This window comes from Aeromonas sp. 61P, assembly GCF_051919545.1.
GTDB lineage: Bacteria > Pseudomonadota > Gammaproteobacteria > Enterobacterales > Aeromonadaceae > Aeromonas > Aeromonas veronii.
Genome location: NZ_JBQBEL010000001.1, coordinates 1,053,047 through 1,071,381 on the forward strand (window position 1 = coordinate 1,053,047; position 18,335 = coordinate 1,071,381).

The 18,335-nt window shown below is 57.9% G+C and carries 17 protein-coding genes and 1 pseudogene; 12 read left to right on the forward strand and 6 right to left on the reverse strand.

Annotated elements, in window-relative coordinates; translation table 11 throughout:
• Positions 1-55 precede the first annotated feature (55 nt).
• Positions 56-1,333, reverse strand: coding sequence for an antiviral reverse transcriptase Drt2 (drt2, locus tag ACTG2O_RS05070; RefSeq protein WP_167573283.1), 1,278 nt, complete (start codon positions 1,331-1,333; stop codon positions 56-58).
• A 636-nt stretch (positions 1,334-1,969) separates the two neighbouring features.
• Here drt2 and ACTG2O_RS05075 point away from each other — a divergent pair.
• On the forward strand, positions 1,970-2,449 hold the full coding sequence (locus ACTG2O_RS05075) for a GNAT family N-acetyltransferase (RefSeq protein ID WP_429054768.1): 480 nt from the start codon (positions 1,970-1,972) through the stop codon (positions 2,447-2,449).
• A gap of 267 nt (positions 2,450-2,716) precedes the next feature.
• Positions 2,717-3,715 carry a sensor domain-containing diguanylate cyclase gene (locus tag ACTG2O_RS05080; RefSeq protein ID WP_064339185.1) on the forward strand — a complete coding sequence of 333 codons (999 nt, stop codon included), beginning with the start codon at positions 2,717-2,719 and terminating at the stop codon, positions 3,713-3,715.
• 84 nt (positions 3,716-3,799) lie between these two features.
• Here ACTG2O_RS05080 and ACTG2O_RS05085 read toward each other — a convergent pair whose 3' ends face one another.
• Positions 3,800-4,426, reverse strand: a complete 627-nt coding sequence (locus ACTG2O_RS05085; protein ID WP_043821800.1) for a porin family protein — start codon at positions 4,424-4,426, stop codon at positions 3,800-3,802.
• 820 nt (positions 4,427-5,246) lie between these two features.
• Here ACTG2O_RS05085 and ACTG2O_RS05090 point away from each other — a divergent pair.
• Together ACTG2O_RS05090 and ACTG2O_RS05095 are read left to right on the forward strand one after the other, a co-directional pair.
• Entirely contained in the window at positions 5,247-5,447 is a 201-nt protein-coding gene (locus ACTG2O_RS05090; protein ID WP_139460851.1) for a hypothetical protein, read from the forward strand.
• A 254-nt stretch (positions 5,448-5,701) separates the two neighbouring features.
• Positions 5,702-6,465 (forward strand): annotated as a pseudogene (locus ACTG2O_RS05095) (helix-turn-helix domain-containing protein).
• A gap of 40 nt (positions 6,466-6,505) precedes the next feature.
• Here ACTG2O_RS05095 and ACTG2O_RS05100 read toward each other — a convergent pair.
• Positions 6,506-7,270 carry a UTRA domain-containing protein gene (locus tag ACTG2O_RS05100; RefSeq protein WP_234917264.1) on the reverse strand — a complete coding sequence of 255 codons (765 nt, stop codon included), beginning with the start codon at positions 7,268-7,270 and terminating at the stop codon, positions 6,506-6,508.
• A gap of 262 nt (positions 7,271-7,532) precedes the next feature.
• Here ACTG2O_RS05100 and ACTG2O_RS05105 point away from each other — a divergent pair, with 262 nt between their 5' ends.
• Genes ACTG2O_RS05105 through ACTG2O_RS05130 form a run of 6 tightly spaced genes read left to right on the forward strand, consistent with a single transcriptional unit; the run spans position 7,533 to position 12,811 of the window.
• A complete protein-coding gene (locus ACTG2O_RS05105; RefSeq protein WP_069528475.1) occupies positions 7,533-8,594 on the forward strand; it encodes an ABC transporter substrate-binding protein in 1,062 nt (353 codons plus the stop codon).
• 9 nt (positions 8,595-8,603) lie between these two features.
• Complete coding sequence (locus ACTG2O_RS05110; protein WP_439975411.1) at positions 8,604-9,437, forward strand: alkaline phosphatase family protein; 834 nt, start codon at positions 8,604-8,606, stop codon at positions 9,435-9,437.
• Between the two features lies 1 nt (position 9,438).
• Positions 9,439-10,335: an ABC transporter permease gene (locus ACTG2O_RS05115; protein ID WP_439975412.1), complete on the forward strand. Its 897-nt coding sequence runs from the start codon at positions 9,439-9,441 to the stop codon at positions 10,333-10,335.
• Positions 10,328-11,104: an ABC transporter permease gene (locus tag ACTG2O_RS05120; RefSeq protein WP_005355251.1), complete on the forward strand. Its 777-nt coding sequence runs from the start codon at positions 10,328-10,330 to the stop codon at positions 11,102-11,104. Before ACTG2O_RS05115 ends, ACTG2O_RS05120 begins: the two co-directional genes overlap by 8 nt.
• A 6-nt stretch (positions 11,105-11,110) precedes the next feature.
• A complete protein-coding gene (locus ACTG2O_RS05125; RefSeq protein WP_439975413.1) occupies positions 11,111-12,118 on the forward strand; it encodes an ABC transporter ATP-binding protein in 1,008 nt (335 codons plus the stop codon).
• 39 nt (positions 12,119-12,157) lie between these two features.
• Positions 12,158-12,811 (forward strand): HAD family hydrolase, encoded by a 654-nt coding sequence (locus ACTG2O_RS05130; RefSeq protein WP_439975414.1) that lies wholly within the window; start codon positions 12,158-12,160, stop codon positions 12,809-12,811.
• A gap of 115 nt (positions 12,812-12,926) precedes the next feature.
• Here ACTG2O_RS05130 and ACTG2O_RS05135 read toward each other — a convergent pair whose 3' ends face one another.
• The gene (locus ACTG2O_RS05135; RefSeq protein WP_439975415.1) at positions 12,927-14,561 is read right to left on the reverse strand and encodes a sensor domain-containing diguanylate cyclase; all 1,635 of its coding nucleotides are present in this window, start codon (positions 14,559-14,561) and stop codon (positions 12,927-12,929) included.
• 83 nt (positions 14,562-14,644) lie between these two features.
• On the opposite strand from ACTG2O_RS05135, the gene ACTG2O_RS05140 reads away from it, so the two are divergent.
• Together ACTG2O_RS05140 and ACTG2O_RS05145 are read left to right on the forward strand one after the other, a co-directional pair.
• Positions 14,645-15,085 carry a DUF2214 family protein gene (locus ACTG2O_RS05140; RefSeq protein WP_439975416.1) on the forward strand — a complete coding sequence of 147 codons (441 nt, stop codon included), beginning with the start codon at positions 14,645-14,647 and terminating at the stop codon, positions 15,083-15,085.
• Between the two features lie 137 nt (positions 15,086-15,222).
• A complete protein-coding gene (locus ACTG2O_RS05145) occupies positions 15,223-16,122 on the forward strand; it encodes a DMT family transporter (protein WP_149151947.1) in 900 nt (299 codons plus the stop codon).
• Positions 16,123-16,186: 64 nt separating this feature from the next.
• On the opposite strand, the gene ACTG2O_RS05150 is transcribed toward ACTG2O_RS05145, so the two are convergent.
• Together ACTG2O_RS05150 and ACTG2O_RS05155 are read right to left on the reverse strand one after the other, a co-directional pair.
• Positions 16,187-16,813, reverse strand: coding sequence for a glutathione S-transferase family protein (locus tag ACTG2O_RS05150; RefSeq protein WP_019445448.1), 627 nt, complete (start codon positions 16,811-16,813; stop codon positions 16,187-16,189).
• Between the two features lie 106 nt (positions 16,814-16,919).
• Positions 16,920-18,188, reverse strand: a complete 1,269-nt coding sequence (locus ACTG2O_RS05155; protein WP_019445447.1) for an O-acetylhomoserine aminocarboxypropyltransferase/cysteine synthase family protein — start codon at positions 18,186-18,188, stop codon at positions 16,920-16,922.
• Positions 18,189-18,335 lie beyond the last annotated feature (147 nt).

Sequence of the window (18,335 nt, forward strand, 5' to 3'; positions counted from 1 at the left end):
ATGGCGGCGGTAAAGGGAGTTGCCGCCGTCAACGTATGTTTTTAGGAGTGGAAAATTATTGCTCATTCATCTCTTTGAGCAGTCGCCCCCAAAGAGGTTTTAATTGCTTTTTAATCGCATTAGAACCCATTATATTTGCCGCTTTATGGCCATATGTGATGAAATTTCGCTTGCTTAAATGCGAGTAACGCTCATAAATTTTCTTCTTAAATAGTGGTGTTTTCGCTACACCATTTTCCTCTTCAATAAGGTTGGCTTTTTGATGCGTCTTTTTAGCTAACCTAACCCCAGCTTTCATTCTGCCCGAAAACCTAGCTAGTGCCGCCGATCTAAGTAACTTTCTTTCACCATCAAAAATAAAGCCTAAGTACTGTAGTGGCTTGTCACATTTTTGAACCCCACGGCATGTATGGAAAGTTCTAATCTCAGTTTTTTTATCATTTATTTCTATTTTTAGCTCGGAGATACTTTGTGTTACCAGAGAGATTAATTCACGGGTTTTATCACTGTCGATGATAAAAAGCATATCATCACAGTAACGATAGTATTCTCCTGAAATAGATGTCACTATGTCTTTTATTTTCTTGTCGAAATCTAGCATGTATATATTAGACAGAAGCGCACTTATAGATGTTCCTTGTGGTATGCCTCTTCCAGTCGAGTTGGTTTCTATTAACCCAAGACCTCGAACTTTCTCTCTGAATGTTTTTATATTGCAAAGCCTTAATCCTGCAGCTTTGGGGTTGTTTCTCGATATTTTAAGTGCTGTATACAATAGGTCTCTATTGACCACAGATGATTTAGTTAGAGACCTGTATATATTAAAATGATCATTTGGTAATGATTGTTCTTGGAGTAATTTGCACCACATTGATTTGAGTATTTCATGATCTAAATTATCAAAGAAACCAGAGATATCCATCGCGATTGCAGTGCAATCACCATGAGCCTTTATTTTTTCAAAGGCAATGTTAGCAAAATCAATATTACTTTTCCCAAGAGATCTGAAAGCAAGTACAGATTCTTCTAATTGCGATTCAGAGAGAGCTTTTTCATATAAATCAGAGAGTAACCCTGCATAGTAAGAGTAAATGTGAGAGTCGATATGTGATGCGTATGAGATTGGTCTTGTTTTTATTTTCTTTTGAACATTACCATCTTTGTCTATTGATATTTTAAGGCTTTGTATATTGTACTTGATTAGAGGAAAAAAAGCATGTTGGGCAACATTAAGGGGAGATTTGACAATTTGACATGCTTTCCGTAATTTTACTGGAGAATCAAAATGTAAGTAGCCACGACTCCGAAACCATTGATTTTCTGAGTTCATCATATTGAGCCTTAAATTGCAAAACCCGGAAAGGTAAAGGACTGTGGCCATCCGATTCCCAATCCGGGCTTAACAAACGTACTTAAATACGCATTCACAACATCATATATTATTATATGATGTCGGCCACGAATGTCAGATATGATATATGATACCATCATCGCAGGAGTGTTCGACGTGAGTCTACTAGCCATCTGCGGCCATGCAAGTCGTCTGCTAGCCAGTGTACTGGTGAGCGTTCTACTTGACAGCTTGTGATACACCTTACTTCCTAAATAAGTAAGCGAAGACATAATAAATTATGGTGAGAAAAAACTCAATAATTTCTTGGTTGAATCTTCGCCTGCTAAGCCAAATGTTTACCATGAAATATTATTTTCCTTCCCCTCATCCCCAGCCCTTCTCCCGCAAGGGGAGAAGGGAGATTCGGCTTCGTGGATATACACGCGATGGCCAACCTCATATCCCCGATGCTGCTTTATCCCCTCTCCCTCCGGGAGAGGGCAGGGTGAGGGCGAGTAACGAGTAGGGTGCAAAGAACGAAGTGAATTGCACCGCTGCTATTTATCTGCCAAAAGGTGTAATGCGCTGCGCTTATTACACCCTGCATCCAACCCACACACGACAGGATGTCATTGCTTGAGACTTGAATTTAACCCCATCGATCTGGATCGCGATTACGAGCTCTGTGTGCAGGCGCGCAGGGATGCCTACTTCTGCAGTTTTCATACCCATGACGGCTTTGCCGACTTTATCGATGGCTATCGGGAGCGGATCCGCGAAAGGCTGGGGAAGGCGCAATGGCACTACCTTCATGTCTGGGCGGGTGAACAACGGGTGGGCCAGCTGGAGTTTCGCAGTTTTTCCGATGAGCCCGAGACCGGTTATGTGCAGCTGATTTATCTGTTCCCCGAATATCGTGGCTGCGGGCTGGCCGCGCAGTTGCAGGCCTATATTCGCCAGCAGTTGCTGGGAGCGGGTTGTAAATGGGCGATGCTCTCCGTGAGTCGTACCAATGTGCGGGCCTTGAACCATTACCGGCGCTTTGGCTGGGTGTTTCTGCGCCCCAATCCGAAACATCGGGAGACGGATTTTTATCGACTAACTCTGGCCGAGTGACCTCTGTGGGGGCCTCTGGGTATCCCCTCATTTATTCCCATCCCCCAAATGACTGAATCGTGAGTTAAATCCGGTAAATGGGGCGCGCTTGAGCCACACTTATGGCCACCCTGATTCAGCCTGCGCCGTGAGTGGTCGATAACCGTGGAAACGGTGGTGCGGTGGGGTTCTGGCTGACAGATCTGTTGCAATATGCCAAGGTAGCGCCTCACGACAACAGCGCGATTCCCCGTGGTGGCGCGGGGCGGAAGAACAAGGATAACTGCTATGGTGCAGGACAGTGACACGATCAGGATCTCGGATGTCAGCGAGGCCGTGGTGCATGGCATTCTGGAGGTGACCAGTGATGGCATCTGGGATTGGCATGCCAATACCGGTTTTGTCTATCGCAACCCGGGCTGGTACCGGATGCTGGGTTACGAGCCTCACTCCCTCGGCAATACCGTCTTCACCTGGGAGAACGTGATCCACCCCGACGATCTGGCGGCAGTGATGGCGAAGTTCGATCTCTGTCTGAGCGGCAGCGCCCATGAGTATCGCGCCGAGTACCGTTGCCGCTGCCAGGATGGCAGTTACCTCTGGATTGAGGATTGCGGCCGCATCATTGAGCGCAATCCCGACGGGTCTGTGGCGCGTATGATCGGCGCCCATCGCGATATCCACGCCAGCAAGTTGTTGCTGGAACAGCTGGAGCGGCGCAATCAGTCGCTGGAGCAACAGGTTGCCGAGCGCACCGCCGAGCTGGTGCGACTCAACGAGGCGCTGCAACAGAAAGCCGAGGAGAACCGTCTGTTGGCAGAGACCGATGCCCTGACTGGCGCCGCCAGCCGCTATCGGCTGGAGCGGGCGTTGCAGCTGGAGTGCGAGCGGGCGCGCCGCTTCCATCAGCCGTTTACGGTGATCGCCATGGATGTGGACAACTTCAAGCAGATCAACGACAGCTATGGCCACAATGCCGGGGATCAGACCCTGATCAACATAGTGGCGCTGGTGCGTCGCCATATCCGCGAGATCGATCTGCTGGCCCGCTGGGGCGGTGACGAGTTTATGGTGTTGTTGCCCAACACCGGCCGCGAGGATGCGCTGGTGGTGGCGAGCAAATTTCAGGCATTGATGGCGAGCGAGCCCATCTGCCCCCACGCGCCCGCTACCATGAGCTTCGGGCTGGCGGAGTATCAGCAGGATGAGCAGAAAGAGAGCCTGATGGTGCGCGCCGATCGGGCGCTCTATCAGGCCAAGCAGCTGGGTAAAGACCAGATCTGCTAACGCGGGGTACGGAAAAAGAGCAGTAAAAAGGGCCGCAGGTTTGAAACCTGCGGCCCTTTTGCATTGTGACTGACGCGGCGCGACTTAGAAGTGGTAGCGCAGACCCAGCTTGAAGGTATCCAGAGAGTAGTGCTCGTCACCCAGGCTCAGGGCGTCGAACTGGCGCTCGTAACCGATACCGGCAGAGAAGTGGTCGTTGAAGGCGTAGTCCAGACCCACTTCCAGATTGGGGTGTACCTTGCTCTTGGTTGCGCTCTCGTTTACCTGACCGCTGAAACCGAGGAGAGTGGCGTTGCCGACAACTTCCACTTCGGTGCGGGTGTAGGCGATACCCGGTTTGGCATAGGCGCTGAAGCCCCAGGCCAGCGGCTGGCTCAGCTTGGCGGCCAGGCTGATGCTGCGGGTTTCGATGGTGGTGTCGGCAAAGCCGGTTGCAATCGGGGAGGTTACCCAGGTCAGCTGATCCATCTGTTGGGCGTGCAGGCCACCTTCAACCGCCAGCCAGGGTTTGAAGCTGTAACCTACGATCAGGCTGCCGCCGTCGAGCTGGTCGTCGATCACTTTGGCGTCATAGGCGTCTTTGGCAGCACCATCGAGATCCATCTTGGAGGTGGTCAGATCCAGACCTGCATACCAGCCTTCGGCATGGGCGCCGCCATTCATGGCCAGAGCAAGCAGGGAGAATGCGGCAATTTTATTAAACTTGTTCATGGATAAATAACCTTGTGTTGCGTGAACTGCGTGTGATTTATATTGCTCAATCCATGAAGCTTTTTATATTTCCGTCATTGCTCTGCTTTCACAGAGGGGCCGCAGTATAGTCAGCACATTTCTGAATAACAAGAGAGTGATTTCCCCATCCTTCTAAATATGACTGGCTGCAAGCAGGGGCATTTTGTTTAATAAATGGCGTTATTAGAGTTTTAGCTTTATTGAGGTTTAAATAATTAACTGGTGAGGTAAATGACAGGCTGAAAGTTTGGTTTTGATTCTATGTGATTGATTTGTATTGGTATTTAATTTTCATTCTAGCGTTGCCATGATGAGTTGTCTAAAAATTGGTATCTCAGATGTCACTCACAGGCGCCAGGCTCTTTTCGATTATTTTTTGAATGCCTCTCAAGGTGAAACCGTGAGAAAAAAATCTATCTTTTTGCCTGTTTTTTGCACTTTTTGAGGTTTGGGATTGTTCCCATTGAGGGTTTTGGTGGTCTTTTGAGGCTGTTTTTGCGTGGGCCATGTTGCCCATCAGATACGCGAATGGGCGCTTGTGGGTGGCTTTTCTCTTTACCCGGTAGCAGTTGTTGGGGTGGGAGCGGGGAGTGATAAGTAAATATTGGTAGTACTGGTTGATTAATTTTGTTGTCTTATATGTGCAAGCCATTTAAAAGATAGGTTTTTGGAGTTTTAAATTACTTGCTTATATTCGTTTGTATATTGAGTGAAGCTTCCAATCAAGCCATTTAAATATGTTGAATGGCAATGAAACGCTATTGATGACAGTTTAGGATACCTTGCCAGAGAGGTCGTGATGGTTGGCGCATCAGTGGGCGGCGGGTGGCCGGTGACACTTCCCCTTGCCGGGGCCCTTGACCTGACCTGCGAATTCAGGGAAAAGAAAAGGGCGGTGCTATCAGCGCCGCCCAATGCCAGGAAAGAGAAAAAACCTTACGGTTTAAAAGATAAAAATTTGGAAGCAAACAATCGATTTCTCAACCAGGAAGGGTCTTGAATTCGATACGTTTCGATTATGCGCGATGTTCTATGCAGCACTAGCAAAATGTTTGCGGGTTGAAAGATATGCACTGTCTGGTGTCAGATTTTGCGACCTCATCGTTCAACTGGTCTGTCCTGATGGGCGTTGTAGGCGATTTTTTCTCTAGGTTGTTTTTTCGGTGTCAATATCTGAGCCTTAAAGGTAAAAACAGGCCAGAAGCTGACTCGGCATAACCATGCAATGAAAGTGCGATAACAAGGAAGAGCGGCATGACCTACAGCCAGACCCTGGCCAACAATATTCTCGACACCCTGAAGAAGACCCTGACCGACAAGGGGATCCGCTATCAGACCTGGCAGAAGCCATGGGTGTCTCCATCGCGACCGTGAAGCGGATGATGAACAAGCCCTCGCTGCCGTTCGATACTCTGCTGGAGATCTGCCATCTGGTGGGGCTCTCGTTCGAGGAGCTGCTGGATCGCACTCAGGACGCCCAGAGCCGCCGCGCCGTCTTTACCCAGGAGCAGGACGAGGCGTTTCACAACGAGCCGGGGCTCTACGCCTTTCTCGCCAATATCTTCTGGCGCGACAAGACGCTGATCGATCTCAAGCGGGAGTACGGCCTGACCGATGCCTCCTGCTACCTCTATCTGCGCAAGCTGGAGAAGCTCGGCATTTTGCAGCTCGGTATCGACAACAGTTACCACTTCCTCATCAGCGAGCGGATCAGCTTCGAGCAGCACAGCCGTTTCGCCCGCCAGCAGGCGCGGCAGGCAATGTCGGTGCTGGGGGAGTATCTGGTGGAGAACATGCACAAGTCGAACAACTATATGGCGCTCTGCCAGCTGCACCTCAACGAGGGAGAGGCGATGGCGCTGATCGACCGGATGAAGGAGTACTGGCATCAGGAGATCAAGCTCAACCGCCCCGCCATCGGTCAGCAGGAGCACGCCAAGACCTACACCATGTCGCTGCAACTGGCTGACTGCGGCTACCAGAGCTTTGACGACATGATCCCCAATATCGACAACTGATCCCGGCGGATCCTGCGGGATCCGCTCTGTTGGCTGGAGTCTAATCGGTGACCCGGGTTTGTTGCAGCTTGCCTGCGAGCGGCTGCAATGCTCGCGTATCCAGACAAATGCGGATGGCATCCGGCCGCCAGTGCTCGATATCGCAATCCACCAGAGCGCCTCGCTCGTCGTAGTTGACCCGCACCAGCCGTAGCACCGCGCTCCCCTCAGCCAGATTGAGGGCGCGGGCGATGGCGCCGCGCGCCGCTGAGGGGGTGATCTCGAGACTCGCCCCACCTTGGCCTATGCCATAACGCTGCTGATAGAGCTCGGTAAGGGAGCTGGCCAGCGGCGCGCTGGCGATATCGGGAAAGCGGCTCGCCAGCAGGTGGTGGCTTACATGCAGCACCGGGCGGCCGTCGATGAGACGCAGGCGGCGGATCTCATAAAGTGGAGTGAAGGGTTCCAGCCCCATCCAGCGGCACAGCTCGCTGCTGGCAAGCTCGCTGCCGTGGGCCAGCACCCGGGTTTCGGCGGTGCGTTGCTGCTCGCCGATCCACTGATGAAAGTGGGTGTGGATGGCGGGATCGTAGGTGAGGCGGGGTGGCGCCACAAACCAGCCGCGCCGCTCGGCACGGTAGATAAGGCCGTCTGCTTCGAGGCTGGAGAGCGCCTCCTTGATGGTGATGCGGGTGGTAGCGAAGCGTTCGCTCAGGGCCCGTTCGGCGGGCAGCTGCTGCCCGGCCCCCAATTGGCCGCTGCCGATATAGCGGCGCAGGGTCTGGCAAATCTGTTCGCACTTGGAGGAGGAGCGGCCATCGGCCATGCTCTGTTCGTTCACTCTGCTCGCTCAATCTCGGCTCGGTCACACTCTTGTCCCTGTTGCTTATTCAGAAGGCGGGTGGCTGGCCAATCCCTTACTGGAATAGTCCAGCCTCACTCGGGTTCAGAGTTGTAACCGCTGTGGATGACAGCGCCATGACAGGGCGATTGTCACGAAACTGCCATCAAAGCGCCCCGCCACCGTCATAATTCCCCTCTAGCATCCCTCTCGAACCTTAACTGACCTAGTCCAGAGGGATGGGATGATGAAAAGCGTGATCGCAAGTGCACTGGCCATGGTGGCCATCAGCCAACCGTTTTTTGCCACAAATAGCTATGCAGCCGAAAATATCGCGGATCTCGAAAAGGCCGCCCGCGGTGAAGGCCAGCTCCACAGCATCGGCATGCCCGACAGCTGGGCCAACTGGAAGGATACCTGGCAGCAGCTGGGCAGCATCTACGGCATCAAGCATCAGGATACCGACATGAGCTCGGCGCAGGAGATCGCCAAGTTCGCCGCCGAGAAGGCCAATGCCACCGCCGATATCGGCGATGTGGGCGGCGCCTTCGGTCCGGTTGCGGTCAAGCAGGGGGTGACCCAACCCTACAAACCCTCCACCTGGGCCGATATTCCCAACTGGGCCAAGGATGCGGACGGTCACTGGATGCTGGCCTATACCGGCACTATCGCCTTCCTGATCAACAAGGATCTGGTCAAGGCCGCCCCCACCAGCTGGCAATCCCTGCTGGGTGGCGACTACAAAGTGACCCTGGGTGATGTGGGCGTTGCCTCCCAAGCCAACAACGGCGTGCTGGCGGCGGCCTATGCCACCGGTGGCAGCGAGAAGAATCTGAAACCTGCACTGGAGCTGTTCGGCCAGCTGGCCAAGCAGGGCCGCCTCTCCCTGAACGATCCCACCATCGCCAATATCGAGAAGGGCGAGGTGGAAGTGGGGGTGCTGTGGGACTTCAACGCCCTCAACTACCGCGACCAGATCGACCCCAAGAAGTTTGATGTGGTGATCCCGAGTGACGGCTCCGTCATCGCCGGTTACACCACCATCATCAACAAGTGGGCCAAGAACCCCAACGCCGCCAAACTGGCGCGGGAATACATCCTCTCCGATGCCGGTCAAATCAACCTGGCCCGCGGCTACGCTCGCCCGATCCGCAGCAACGTGACTTTGCCGGATGATGTGAAGGCCAAGCTGCTGCCAGCCGAGCAGTATGCCAATGCCAAGCCGGTTCAGGATCACGCCGCCTGGGAGCAGAGCTCCAAAGCCCTGCCGCGCCAGTGGCAAGAAACCGTCATGATCAACATGCAGTAAGGGAATCCAGTGCAACACAAGGTGATAGTGGTACTTGTGGATGGTCTGGCAGCCGAGGTAGCCCACACCATGGGCTACCTCGGTGGCATGGTGGAGGCGGGGCGGGGCCTGCATACGACCCTGAATGCTGCCCTGCCGTCTCTCTCCCGGCCTCTCTACGAGTGCATCCTGACCGGCGTGCCGCCGGTGGTGAGCGGCATCACCCACAACGGGGTGAGTCGCCTCAGTCTGCATGACTCCATCTTCCATCTGGCCCGCGCCGCGGGCAAACGCACCGCAGCGGCGGCCTACCATTGGGTGAGCGAACTCTACAACCGCAGCCCCTGGCTGGCTGCCCGTGATCGCATTACTCATGACGAGCAGTTGCCGATCCAGCACGGCTGCTTCTACTGGGATGACAACTATCCCGACAGCCATCTGCTGATGGATGGGGAATGGCTGCGAACCCAATACGATCCCGATTTCCTGCTGATCCATCCGATGGGGGTGGACGATGCAGGCCACAAGTTTGGCCTCGATTCCCGCCAGTACCGCAATCAGGCGCGCCGGATGGACAGCCTGCTGGCCGATCTGCTGCCCCAGTGGCTGGCGGAGGGGTATCAGGTGGTAGTCACCTCGGATCACGGCATGAACAACGACCTGAGCCACGGCGGCACCCTGCCGGAAGAGCGCACCGTGCCACTCTGGCTGTTTGGCGATGCCTTTATCGAGCGCTGGCCGGATGGCGTGGTGATCGCCCAGACCCAGCTCTGCGCCCTGATGGCCGATCTGCTGGGCATCCCCCACGACAAGCCGGCAGCGCCACCGCTGCTCAAGGCCGCCTTTATGCGCGAGGTGCACTGATATGCCTGCCACCACCGAGATCCTGGTGGATCAACCCGTGGCAACCAAGCACAAGGTGCGCCGCCACTGGCTGCCCGCACTGGTATTGCTGCCGTTTATCCTGTTGATGATCCTGTTCCAGCTCGCCCCCATGGTGTGGGTGCTGGTGGGTAGCTTTCAGACCCCCGATGGCTGGGGTCTCGACTACTACCGGGAGATTTTGAGTTCCCCCTTCTACCTGCAATCGTTCGGCAACTCGTTGCGCATTGCCGGTATCGCCAGTCTGGCGGGGCTTGCCATCGGCACCCTCGGGGCAGCCGCGCTGCGCCACAGCGGCGAGCGGGTCAAGCGGGTGCTGCTGGCCTTTGTCACCATGACCGGCAACTTCAGCGGTGTGCCGCTGGCATTCGCCTTCATCATCATTCTCGGCATCAATGGCGCGGTGACCCTGCTGCTGAAATCCTGGGGGCTGATCGACGGCTTCAACCTCTACTCGGGGTCGGGCCTCATCCTCATCTACACCTACTTCCAGATCCCGCTCGCCCTGCTGCTGCTCTACCCGGCGTTCGATGCCTTGCAGGATGAGTGGCCACAGGCCGCCGCGCTGCTCGGCGCGAGCAAGGGGCAGTATGTGTGGCATGTGGCACTGCCGGTGCTGACGCCTGCGTTGCTTGGCACCTTGATCATCCTGTTTGCCAACGCGGTGGGGGCCTATGCCTCAGCCTACGCACTCACCACCGGCAACTTCAATCTGGTGACCATCCGGGTGGCCAGTCTGGTCTCCGGCGACATCTTCCTCGAGCCCAATATGGCGGCGGCGCTGGCGGTGATCCTGATGGTGCTGCTGGGAGTGGTGACGGCCGCCAACCAGTGGCTGCTGAAAAAGAGCTATGTGAACAAGGGGCAATCCCATGCATGATTTGACGCCGCGCTGGCCCAAGTGGGTGCTGGGTGGGCTGGTCGCCACCCTGCTGCTGCCGCTGCTGGCTACCTTTCTCTACTCCATCTCCACCCGCTGGGGGGCGACCCTGCTGCCGGACGGCTTCACCCTCGACTGGTATCTCAAACTGTGGGGCGACCCGCGTTTTCTGGCGGCGTTTGGCCGCAGTCTGCTGGTCTGTTTCGCTACCCTGCTGCTGGGGACCCTGGTGCTGGTACCGACCGTGCTGGTGGTGGCCTACTACTTCCCCAAGCTGGATCCCTGGATGAACCTGCTGATCCTGCTCCCCTTCGCGGTGCCACCTGTGGTCTCGTCAGTGGGGTTGCTGCAGATCTACGCCGATGGTGTCCTGCCCATTATCGGCACGCCGTGGATCCTGATCGGCACCTGGTTCACCGTGGTGCTCCCCTTTATGTACCGGGCGCTGGCCAACAGCCTGCAAGGGGTACCGCTCAGGGATTTGATGGATGCTGCCCATCTGCTGGGGGCGAGTAGTCGGCGCGCCTTCCTGCTGGTGGTGATCCCCTGCCTGCGAAAGGGATTGTTGGCGGCGCTGTTTCTGTCGCTCTCCTTCCTGCTCGGCGAGTTCGTGTTTGCCAACATGCTGGTGGGCACCCGTTACGAGACCCTGCAGGTCTACCTCTACAACATGCGCGCCACTTCTGGCCACTTCACCAGTGCGCTGGTGATGAGCTACTTCCTGCTGACCCTGCTGCTCACCTGGGCAGCCAACAGATTTCATCGGTGATCCAAGATGTTTCATTTAGAAGTGAATCAACTGCACAAATCCTACGGCGATACGCCGGTGTTCGAGGGGATCGAATTCGGCATTCGCAAGGGGGAGCTGGTGACCCTGCTCGGCCCCTCCGGCTGCGGCAAGTCCACCCTGCTGAGGGCGCTGGCCGGGCTCACTCCGGTGGATGGCGGTCAGGTGCGGGTGGCCGGTGAAGAGATCACCTGGCAGGCGCCCCAGAAGCGGGGCATCGGCATGGTGTTCCAGAGTTATGCGCTCTTTCCCAACATGACTGTGTGGGACAACGTTGCCTTCGGCCTCAAGATGAAACCCCAGCCGGGGCGGGAGCTGGCGGCCTGCGTGCAGGAGGCATTGGCGCTGGTGGAGCTGACCGGTTTCGAGCGCCGCTATCCGGCCGAGCTTTCCGGCGGCCAGCGCCAGCGGGTAGCGCTGGCCCGGGCCCTGGTGGTTCAGCCGCGGATCCTGCTGCTGGACGAGCCGCTCTCGGCGCTGGATGCCCGCATCCGCCGCAGCCTGCGCCAGCAGATCCGCGAGATCCAGCAGCGCCTTGAGCTCACTACCATCTTCGTCACCCACGATCAGGAGGAGGCGCTCACCATGTCGGATCGGATCTTCCTGATGAACAAGGGATCCATTGTCCAGAGCGGTACACCGGAGGAGATCTATACCCGTCCCGCCAGCGAGTTTGTGGCGGGCTTTATCGGCAACTACAACCTGCTTGGCGCAGAGCAGGGCAAGTCGCTGTTCGGCCCCCGTTTTCAGGGCAAGTTGGCACTGCGGCCTGAGTCCATTACCCTGCTGCCCGCGGGGGCGAGCAGCAGCGAACCGAGCCTGCCCGGCATCGTTCGCCAGCGACAGCTGCTCGGCAACGTGATCCGCTATCAGGTGGAGTGCGAGGCGGGGCTGTTGACGGTGGATTGCCTCAACCGCTCGGCTGGTGATCTGCTGGCCACCGGCAGTGCCGTGACCCTGGCGGTGGCCCGGGATCAACTCTGTGAGGTAGCATGACGCCTCGTTTCATTTTCGTTGTTACCGCAAGGAGCTCTCATGGCACTGGCACTGTTTGATCTGGACGAGACCCTGATTGCCGGGGATTCCGCCAGCCTCTGGCTGGAGTACATGGTGGCCGAGGAGCTGGCCCCCGCCAGCATGATCGCCGAGGAGCAGGCCATGATGTCCCTCTACCATCAGGGCAAGATGGACATGCACCAGTACATGGCCTTCACCCTGCAACCGCTGGCGGGCAAGACGCGCCATTGGCTCGACTCGCTCTCGACCCGCTTTGCCGAGCAGGTACTGCGCGAGCGCCTCTACCCCGAGGGGTTGGCGCGTATCGAATGGCATCGGGAGCGGGGCGACGATCTGGTGCTCATCTCCGCCTCCGGCGAGCATCTGGTCGCCCCCATGGCGAAGATGCTGGGGATGGATCACTGCGTCGCCATCCTGCTCGATGAGGAGGAGGGGATGCTGACCGGCCAGACCCGCGGCACCCTCAGCTTTCGTGAAGGCAAGGTGGCCCGCATCAACCAGCTGTTTGCAGGCAGGGACCATCTCTTGCAGGGGAGCTTTGGCTACAGCGACTCCCACAACGATCTGCCCATGCTGCGTGCGGTGAGCCATCCCCATGCGGTCAATCCTGCCCCCGCGCTGCGTCAGCAGGCCGAGGAGCTGGGCTGGCCGGTGTGGGAGTGGCAGCGCTGAGTCGCGCGCCACACAGGCTTAACGTGCGGCAAGAAGCACGAAAAACAAAGAGAGAGGCTGGAGCCTCTCTCTTTGTTTTTACTGACGACGTTGTGGTTGATGCCGGCGGCGGTGGCTACCCCTCGTTGGTTTGTTGCTGAGGCTCGCCAAAGGCGGGAATGTCCTCCTCGGCACTCTGGTGAGAGGCGCGGCGCAGCGGGAAGCAGATACGGTTTTTCCCCTCCCGCTTGGCCTGATAGACCCCCTTGTCGGCCAACTCCACCAGCTCTTTGGCCGAGAGCCCGGAGCGGCTGAAAGCCACCCCGCCGCTGATGGTGATGGTGAGATCGGGTTCGCGCCACTCCAGCTGCTCCACCCCGAGCCGGAACGCTTCCAGCAGAGAGGGGAGCATCGGCTGCTCTTCGCCGTAACGGAAGATCAGCACCAGCTCCTCGCCGCCATAGCGGCAGAACCAGCCCCACTCGTGGAACAGATTCATGCCCAGCTTGCTCACCCGCTTGAGCACCACATCCCCTGCCTGATGGCCATGGGTATCGTTGACCCGCTTGAAATCATCCAGATCGAACATCACCACCCCGAAGGGGGCGCCACTGTTGAGCTGCTTTTGCAGGCACTCGTCGAAGAAGCGACGGTTGTAGAGCCCGGTGAGCTTGTCCTGATGGGCTTGGAGGCGGATCTGGGCAAAGTCCTGGCTGGCGGCATCCATCTCTTCATAGACCTTGGCCAGCTCCAGCATGCGGCGGCCGTTGTAGGCGATACCGCCGGAGCGGCTGGCGCGGATCAGCAGGGTGATCTCCCCCAGCATCCGGCGGAAGTAGCGGGACCAGAGCAGGGCCAGCAGCAGATAGAGAATGCAGGCGACGGCAATCATCAACTGCACGTTGATGGAGACGCTGTCGATCACCTGCTGCATGCTGGCAGTCGGCTCGACGCTGAGCAGGATCCAGCGCTGCTCGGGGATGCGGTAGTAGGAGACCATCAGGCCGCTGGCATCATCGAGGAAAAAGCCCTGCGGCTGTTGCATCCGGGCCAGCCAGTCGGGGTGGGCGAGGGGTTTGAATACCCGTTCACGATCCGGATGGGCCAGCACCAGCCCGTCATGGTTGAGCAGGAGCTGATAGCCATTACCCAGATGGTGACTCTGAGCATGCCGACTGTTTAGCCAGCTGGCGAGGGGGGTGAGCTGGGTATCCAGCGAGAGTACGCCAACCCGCTTGCCGTCAGGATCTTCAATCACCCGGGCCAGCGCCATGGTGAGGGTGCCCAAGGTGTAGTCGTAATAAGGATCGGTCCAGACAATCTGTCCGGGATGGCTGGATGCCAGCAGATACCAGGGGCGGGTTCTGGGATCGAACTTCTCGTCGGCCTGCCAGGAGGGGTGGATCAGCATCTTGCGATGCTCGGTACCTACATAGACGTAATCGAGCTCCATCACCTTGTGATAGGCCTGCCACTGTTGCAGGTAGCGCTCGCCGTTAAGGATCTCCGGGCCGCTGAAATCCTGATAATTTACCTGCTGATAAATGAGCGTAAACTGGCGTTTGAGGGTCGCCAGATAGGGTTCGATCAGGGTATGGAAATACTGGGTGTTGCGAGCAATCAGGTTCTGTTGCTGCTCGTGGCGCAGGGTGCGCTCCATATGCAGGTAGTAGATGCTGCCGAGCAGCAACACTGGGATAAAGAGCAAGAGGAGGCCCAGCCGCATGCGGGTGATCAAAGACCAAGTGTTCTTGGGCTTGGCGGGGGACATGAACAGATCCTTTTCGTCTCGGGTGACACCAGCATATATGATGCTGTGCGGCTCGTCTAAAGGCAGAAAATGAGATGTTTCCGATGTTGAACCACACTCTGCTCTCAATGATTCATTATGGCAGCATAGCTGTGCTGATCCTTGCCCTCTGTGTCGAGTATCTGATCTTTAGGCGTGGCCTGAACATGCTGCGAGTGCGCCGTCTGCTGCTGGCAGATGGGGTGGCGGCGCTGGCGCTCTTCTCCATCTTTGCGACCGGGTGTCTGCTGGCCCTCGAGCATGCCAGCTCGGTGGCAGAGATCTTTGCCCATCCTGCCCACGGCCTCAAGATGGGGCTGTTTCTGCTGATTGTCGGCTCCCTCGTTTATCCCAGCCGCCTCTTCTATCGCTGGCGTCGCGCCCTGCGTCTGGGTAAGGCGCCGATGATCTCCATTCAGCAACAATTCCGGGTGGTGTGGATCCTGCGGGGCAATCTGCTACTGATTGCCCTGTTGGCCGTGTTCACCAAGCCTTCGCTGCTGTAACACTCGCTGTGCTCAAAAGCAGTGCGATGCAGAGCATGGAGAGCGAGAGCGAAGACAAAGAGTGGAGACAAGAGGATAGGGAGGCGGGTATCTTGGATCGGATAACCCGTCACGCGCCGATTTAAGGAAGAATCGCCATGCGCTCCAATCTGATGTTGCTGATGGCTGCCACCATCTGGGGTATGGGCTTTGTCGCCCAGCGCCTCGGGATGGATCACATGGGGCCCTATACCTTCAATGGCCTGCGCTTTCTGCTCGGCGCCCTCTCCCTGCTGCCGCTGCTCTGGTGGCTCAAATCCCGACAACCTGTTGCCGTCGCGGGCGACCATCGCCAACTGCTGATCGGTGGTGTGCTGGCCGGGCTGGTGCTGTTCTGTGCCGCATCCCTGCAGCAGGTGGGGCTGCTCTATACCACGGCCGCCAAGGCCGGTTTCATCACCGGGCTCTACATCATTCTGGTGCCGGTACTGGGGCTGCTGCTGCGCCACAAGAGCGGGCTCAATACCTGGATCGGCGCCATCATCGCACTGGCCGGTCTCTATGTGTTGAGCGTCACCGACGAGTTCACCATCGGCTTTGGCGATCTGTTGCAGGTAGTTGGTGCCCTGTTCTGGGCTGTTCACCTGCTGCTGGTGGATCACTACTCCAACCGGGTTGCCCCCATCAAGCTCGCCGGAGTGCAGTTCGTGGTCTGCGGCCTGCTCAGCCTCGCCACCGCCTTTGTCATCGAAACCCCGACTGTGGCTGGTGCCGTGGCCGGTTGGCAGGCGCTGCTCTACGCCGGGCTGGTATCGGTCGGGGTGGGTTATACCCTGCAGGTGGTGGGGCAGCGGGGCGCCCATCCTGCCCATGCCGCCATCATCCTCAGTCTGGAGACCGTCTTTGCCGCCGTGGGTGGTGTGTTGCTGCTGGGTGAAACGCTGGACGAGCGCGCCATCGCCGGTTGCGCCCTGATGTTGGCGGGAATGCTCATCTCCCAGATCCGCTTGAGATGGTGGTGGAAGTCGCGCCGGGACAAGGTGCCCGCGACCAAGTAAACCGCGCTCGCAGCATAACAAAAACGCCCCGACAGTCGGGGCGTTTTGCATGGTGGCTGTTCGGTCAGGGGCGCTGATCCAGCTCGCGCTCCAGCTCTACCGCCTTCTGACGGGCCGGATGGGTATTGAGGCGCTGCCAGTAGGCTTGCAGATGCGGGAAGTGGGCCAGCTGACCGCTTTGTGCCAGCAGATCCACCAGGAAGGAGTTCATGATGTCGGCGCCGGAGAGGCGATCCCCCACCAGATAGTGGCGATTCGCCAGTACCTCATTGAGGTAGCCCAGCACCTTGGCACACTCCGCCTTGGCGTAGTCCGGCAGGAAGCGCATCGGGCTGCCATCCTTGCGCACGAACATGTCGAGCAGCAGCGGCAGGATGCCGGAGCTCTCGGCAAAGTGGAGCCACTGCAGGTATTCGGGATAGTCGGGGCTATCTGGTGCCGGTGCCAGCCGATCGGCGGCGTAGCGGGCAATCAGGTACTCGGTGATGGCGCCCGATTCCGCCAGCACCCGGCCGTCGAACTCGATGACCGGCGACTTGCCGAGAGGGTGGATGGCCTTGAGCTCGGGCGGTGCCAGAAAGGTGGTGGCATCGCGCTGATACGCCTTGATCTCATATGGCTGGCCCAGCTCTTCGAGCAGCCAGATGATGCGTTGGGAGCGGGATTTGTTCAGGTGGTGCAGGACTATCATAATGACCTCGATTCGGTGGCAGGATGGGGTATACGAGCGGACGAGGGGGGCGGTTCACCGATGGCTAAAAAAGAGCGGGCTGATGCCCGCTCCCTCGTTGACTGACTCAGGCCTCCAGCGCCTGATCCAGATCCGCCAGAATGTCCTCGATCGCCTCGATCCCCACCGACAGCCGGATCATCTCCGGTTTCACCCCAGCCTTGGCCTGCTCCTCCTCGCTCAACTGGCGATGGGTGGTGGAGGCCGGGTGGCAGGCCAGCGACTTGGCGTCGCCGATGTTGACCAGCCGCTTGAAGATCTTGAGCGCATCGTAGAAGCGCACGCCCGCTTCATAACCATCTTTCAGACCGAACGAGAGGATGGCCGAGGGGCGACCGGCCATGTACTTCTCCGCCAGCAGATAGTGCGGGTGGCCCGGCAGACCGGCGTAGCTGACCCAGGCCACCTTGGGGTGATGCTTGAGGTGGTGGGCGACCCGCAGAGCGTTATCCACGTGGCGCTCCATGCGCAGGCTCAGGGTCTCCAGCCCCTGCAGCAGCAGGAAGGCGTTCATCGGCGCCAGCGCCGCGCCGGTATTGCGCAGCGGCACGGTGCGTACCCGACCGATAAAGGCAGCCGGGCCAAAGGCCTCGGTGTAGACCACCCCGTGGTAGGAGGGCTCGGGTTTGGTCAGCTGGGGGAAGCGCTCGGCGTGATCCGCCCAGGGGAACTTGCCCGAGTCGACGATGACGCCACCCAACGAGTTGCCGTGGCCGCCGACATATTTGGTCAGGCTGTGTACGACAATGTCTGCGCCATGTTCGATGGGCTTGCACAAGACCGGCGTGGCGACCGTGTTGTCAACGATAAGCGGCACGCCGCGGGCATGGGCTGCCTTGGCCAGTGCGGCCAGATCGACGATGTTGCCCGCCGGGTTGCCGATGCTCTCGCAGTAGACCGCCTTGGTCTTGTCATCGATAAGGGCGGCGATGGCTTCGGCGCTGTCATCCTTGGCGAAGCGCACCTCGACCCCGAAACTCGGCAGCATGTGGGCGAACAAGGTGTAGGTGCCACCATAGAGCTGGGGTGTGGAGACAATGTTGTCACCGGCGGCGGTCAGCGCCTGAATGGCGTAGGTGATGGCGGCGGAACCTGCCGAGACCACCAGCGCGGCGATCCCCCCTTCCAGTGCGGCCATCCGCTGCTCCAGCACATCGTTGGTGGGGTTCATGATGCGGGTGTAGATATTGCCCGGTACCGCCAGATTGAACAGATCCGCCCCGTGCTGGGCGCTCTCGAACTCGTAAGCCACCGTCTGGTAGATGGGCACGGCGACCGCCTTGGTGGTGGGGTCGCTGGAAAAGCCATGGTGCAGGGCCAGGGTCGCATCTTTCATCACACACTCCTTGTTGGATGTTGCTTGTCGCAGTTATAGATGGATAGACGTCCAATCTATCAGGCCCGTGGCCGATGTAAACAGCAAGATCCGGCAAAGCAATGTCGCTCGCAGGGGATGCGCGTCCCGAGTGGTTGGCATGGCCCG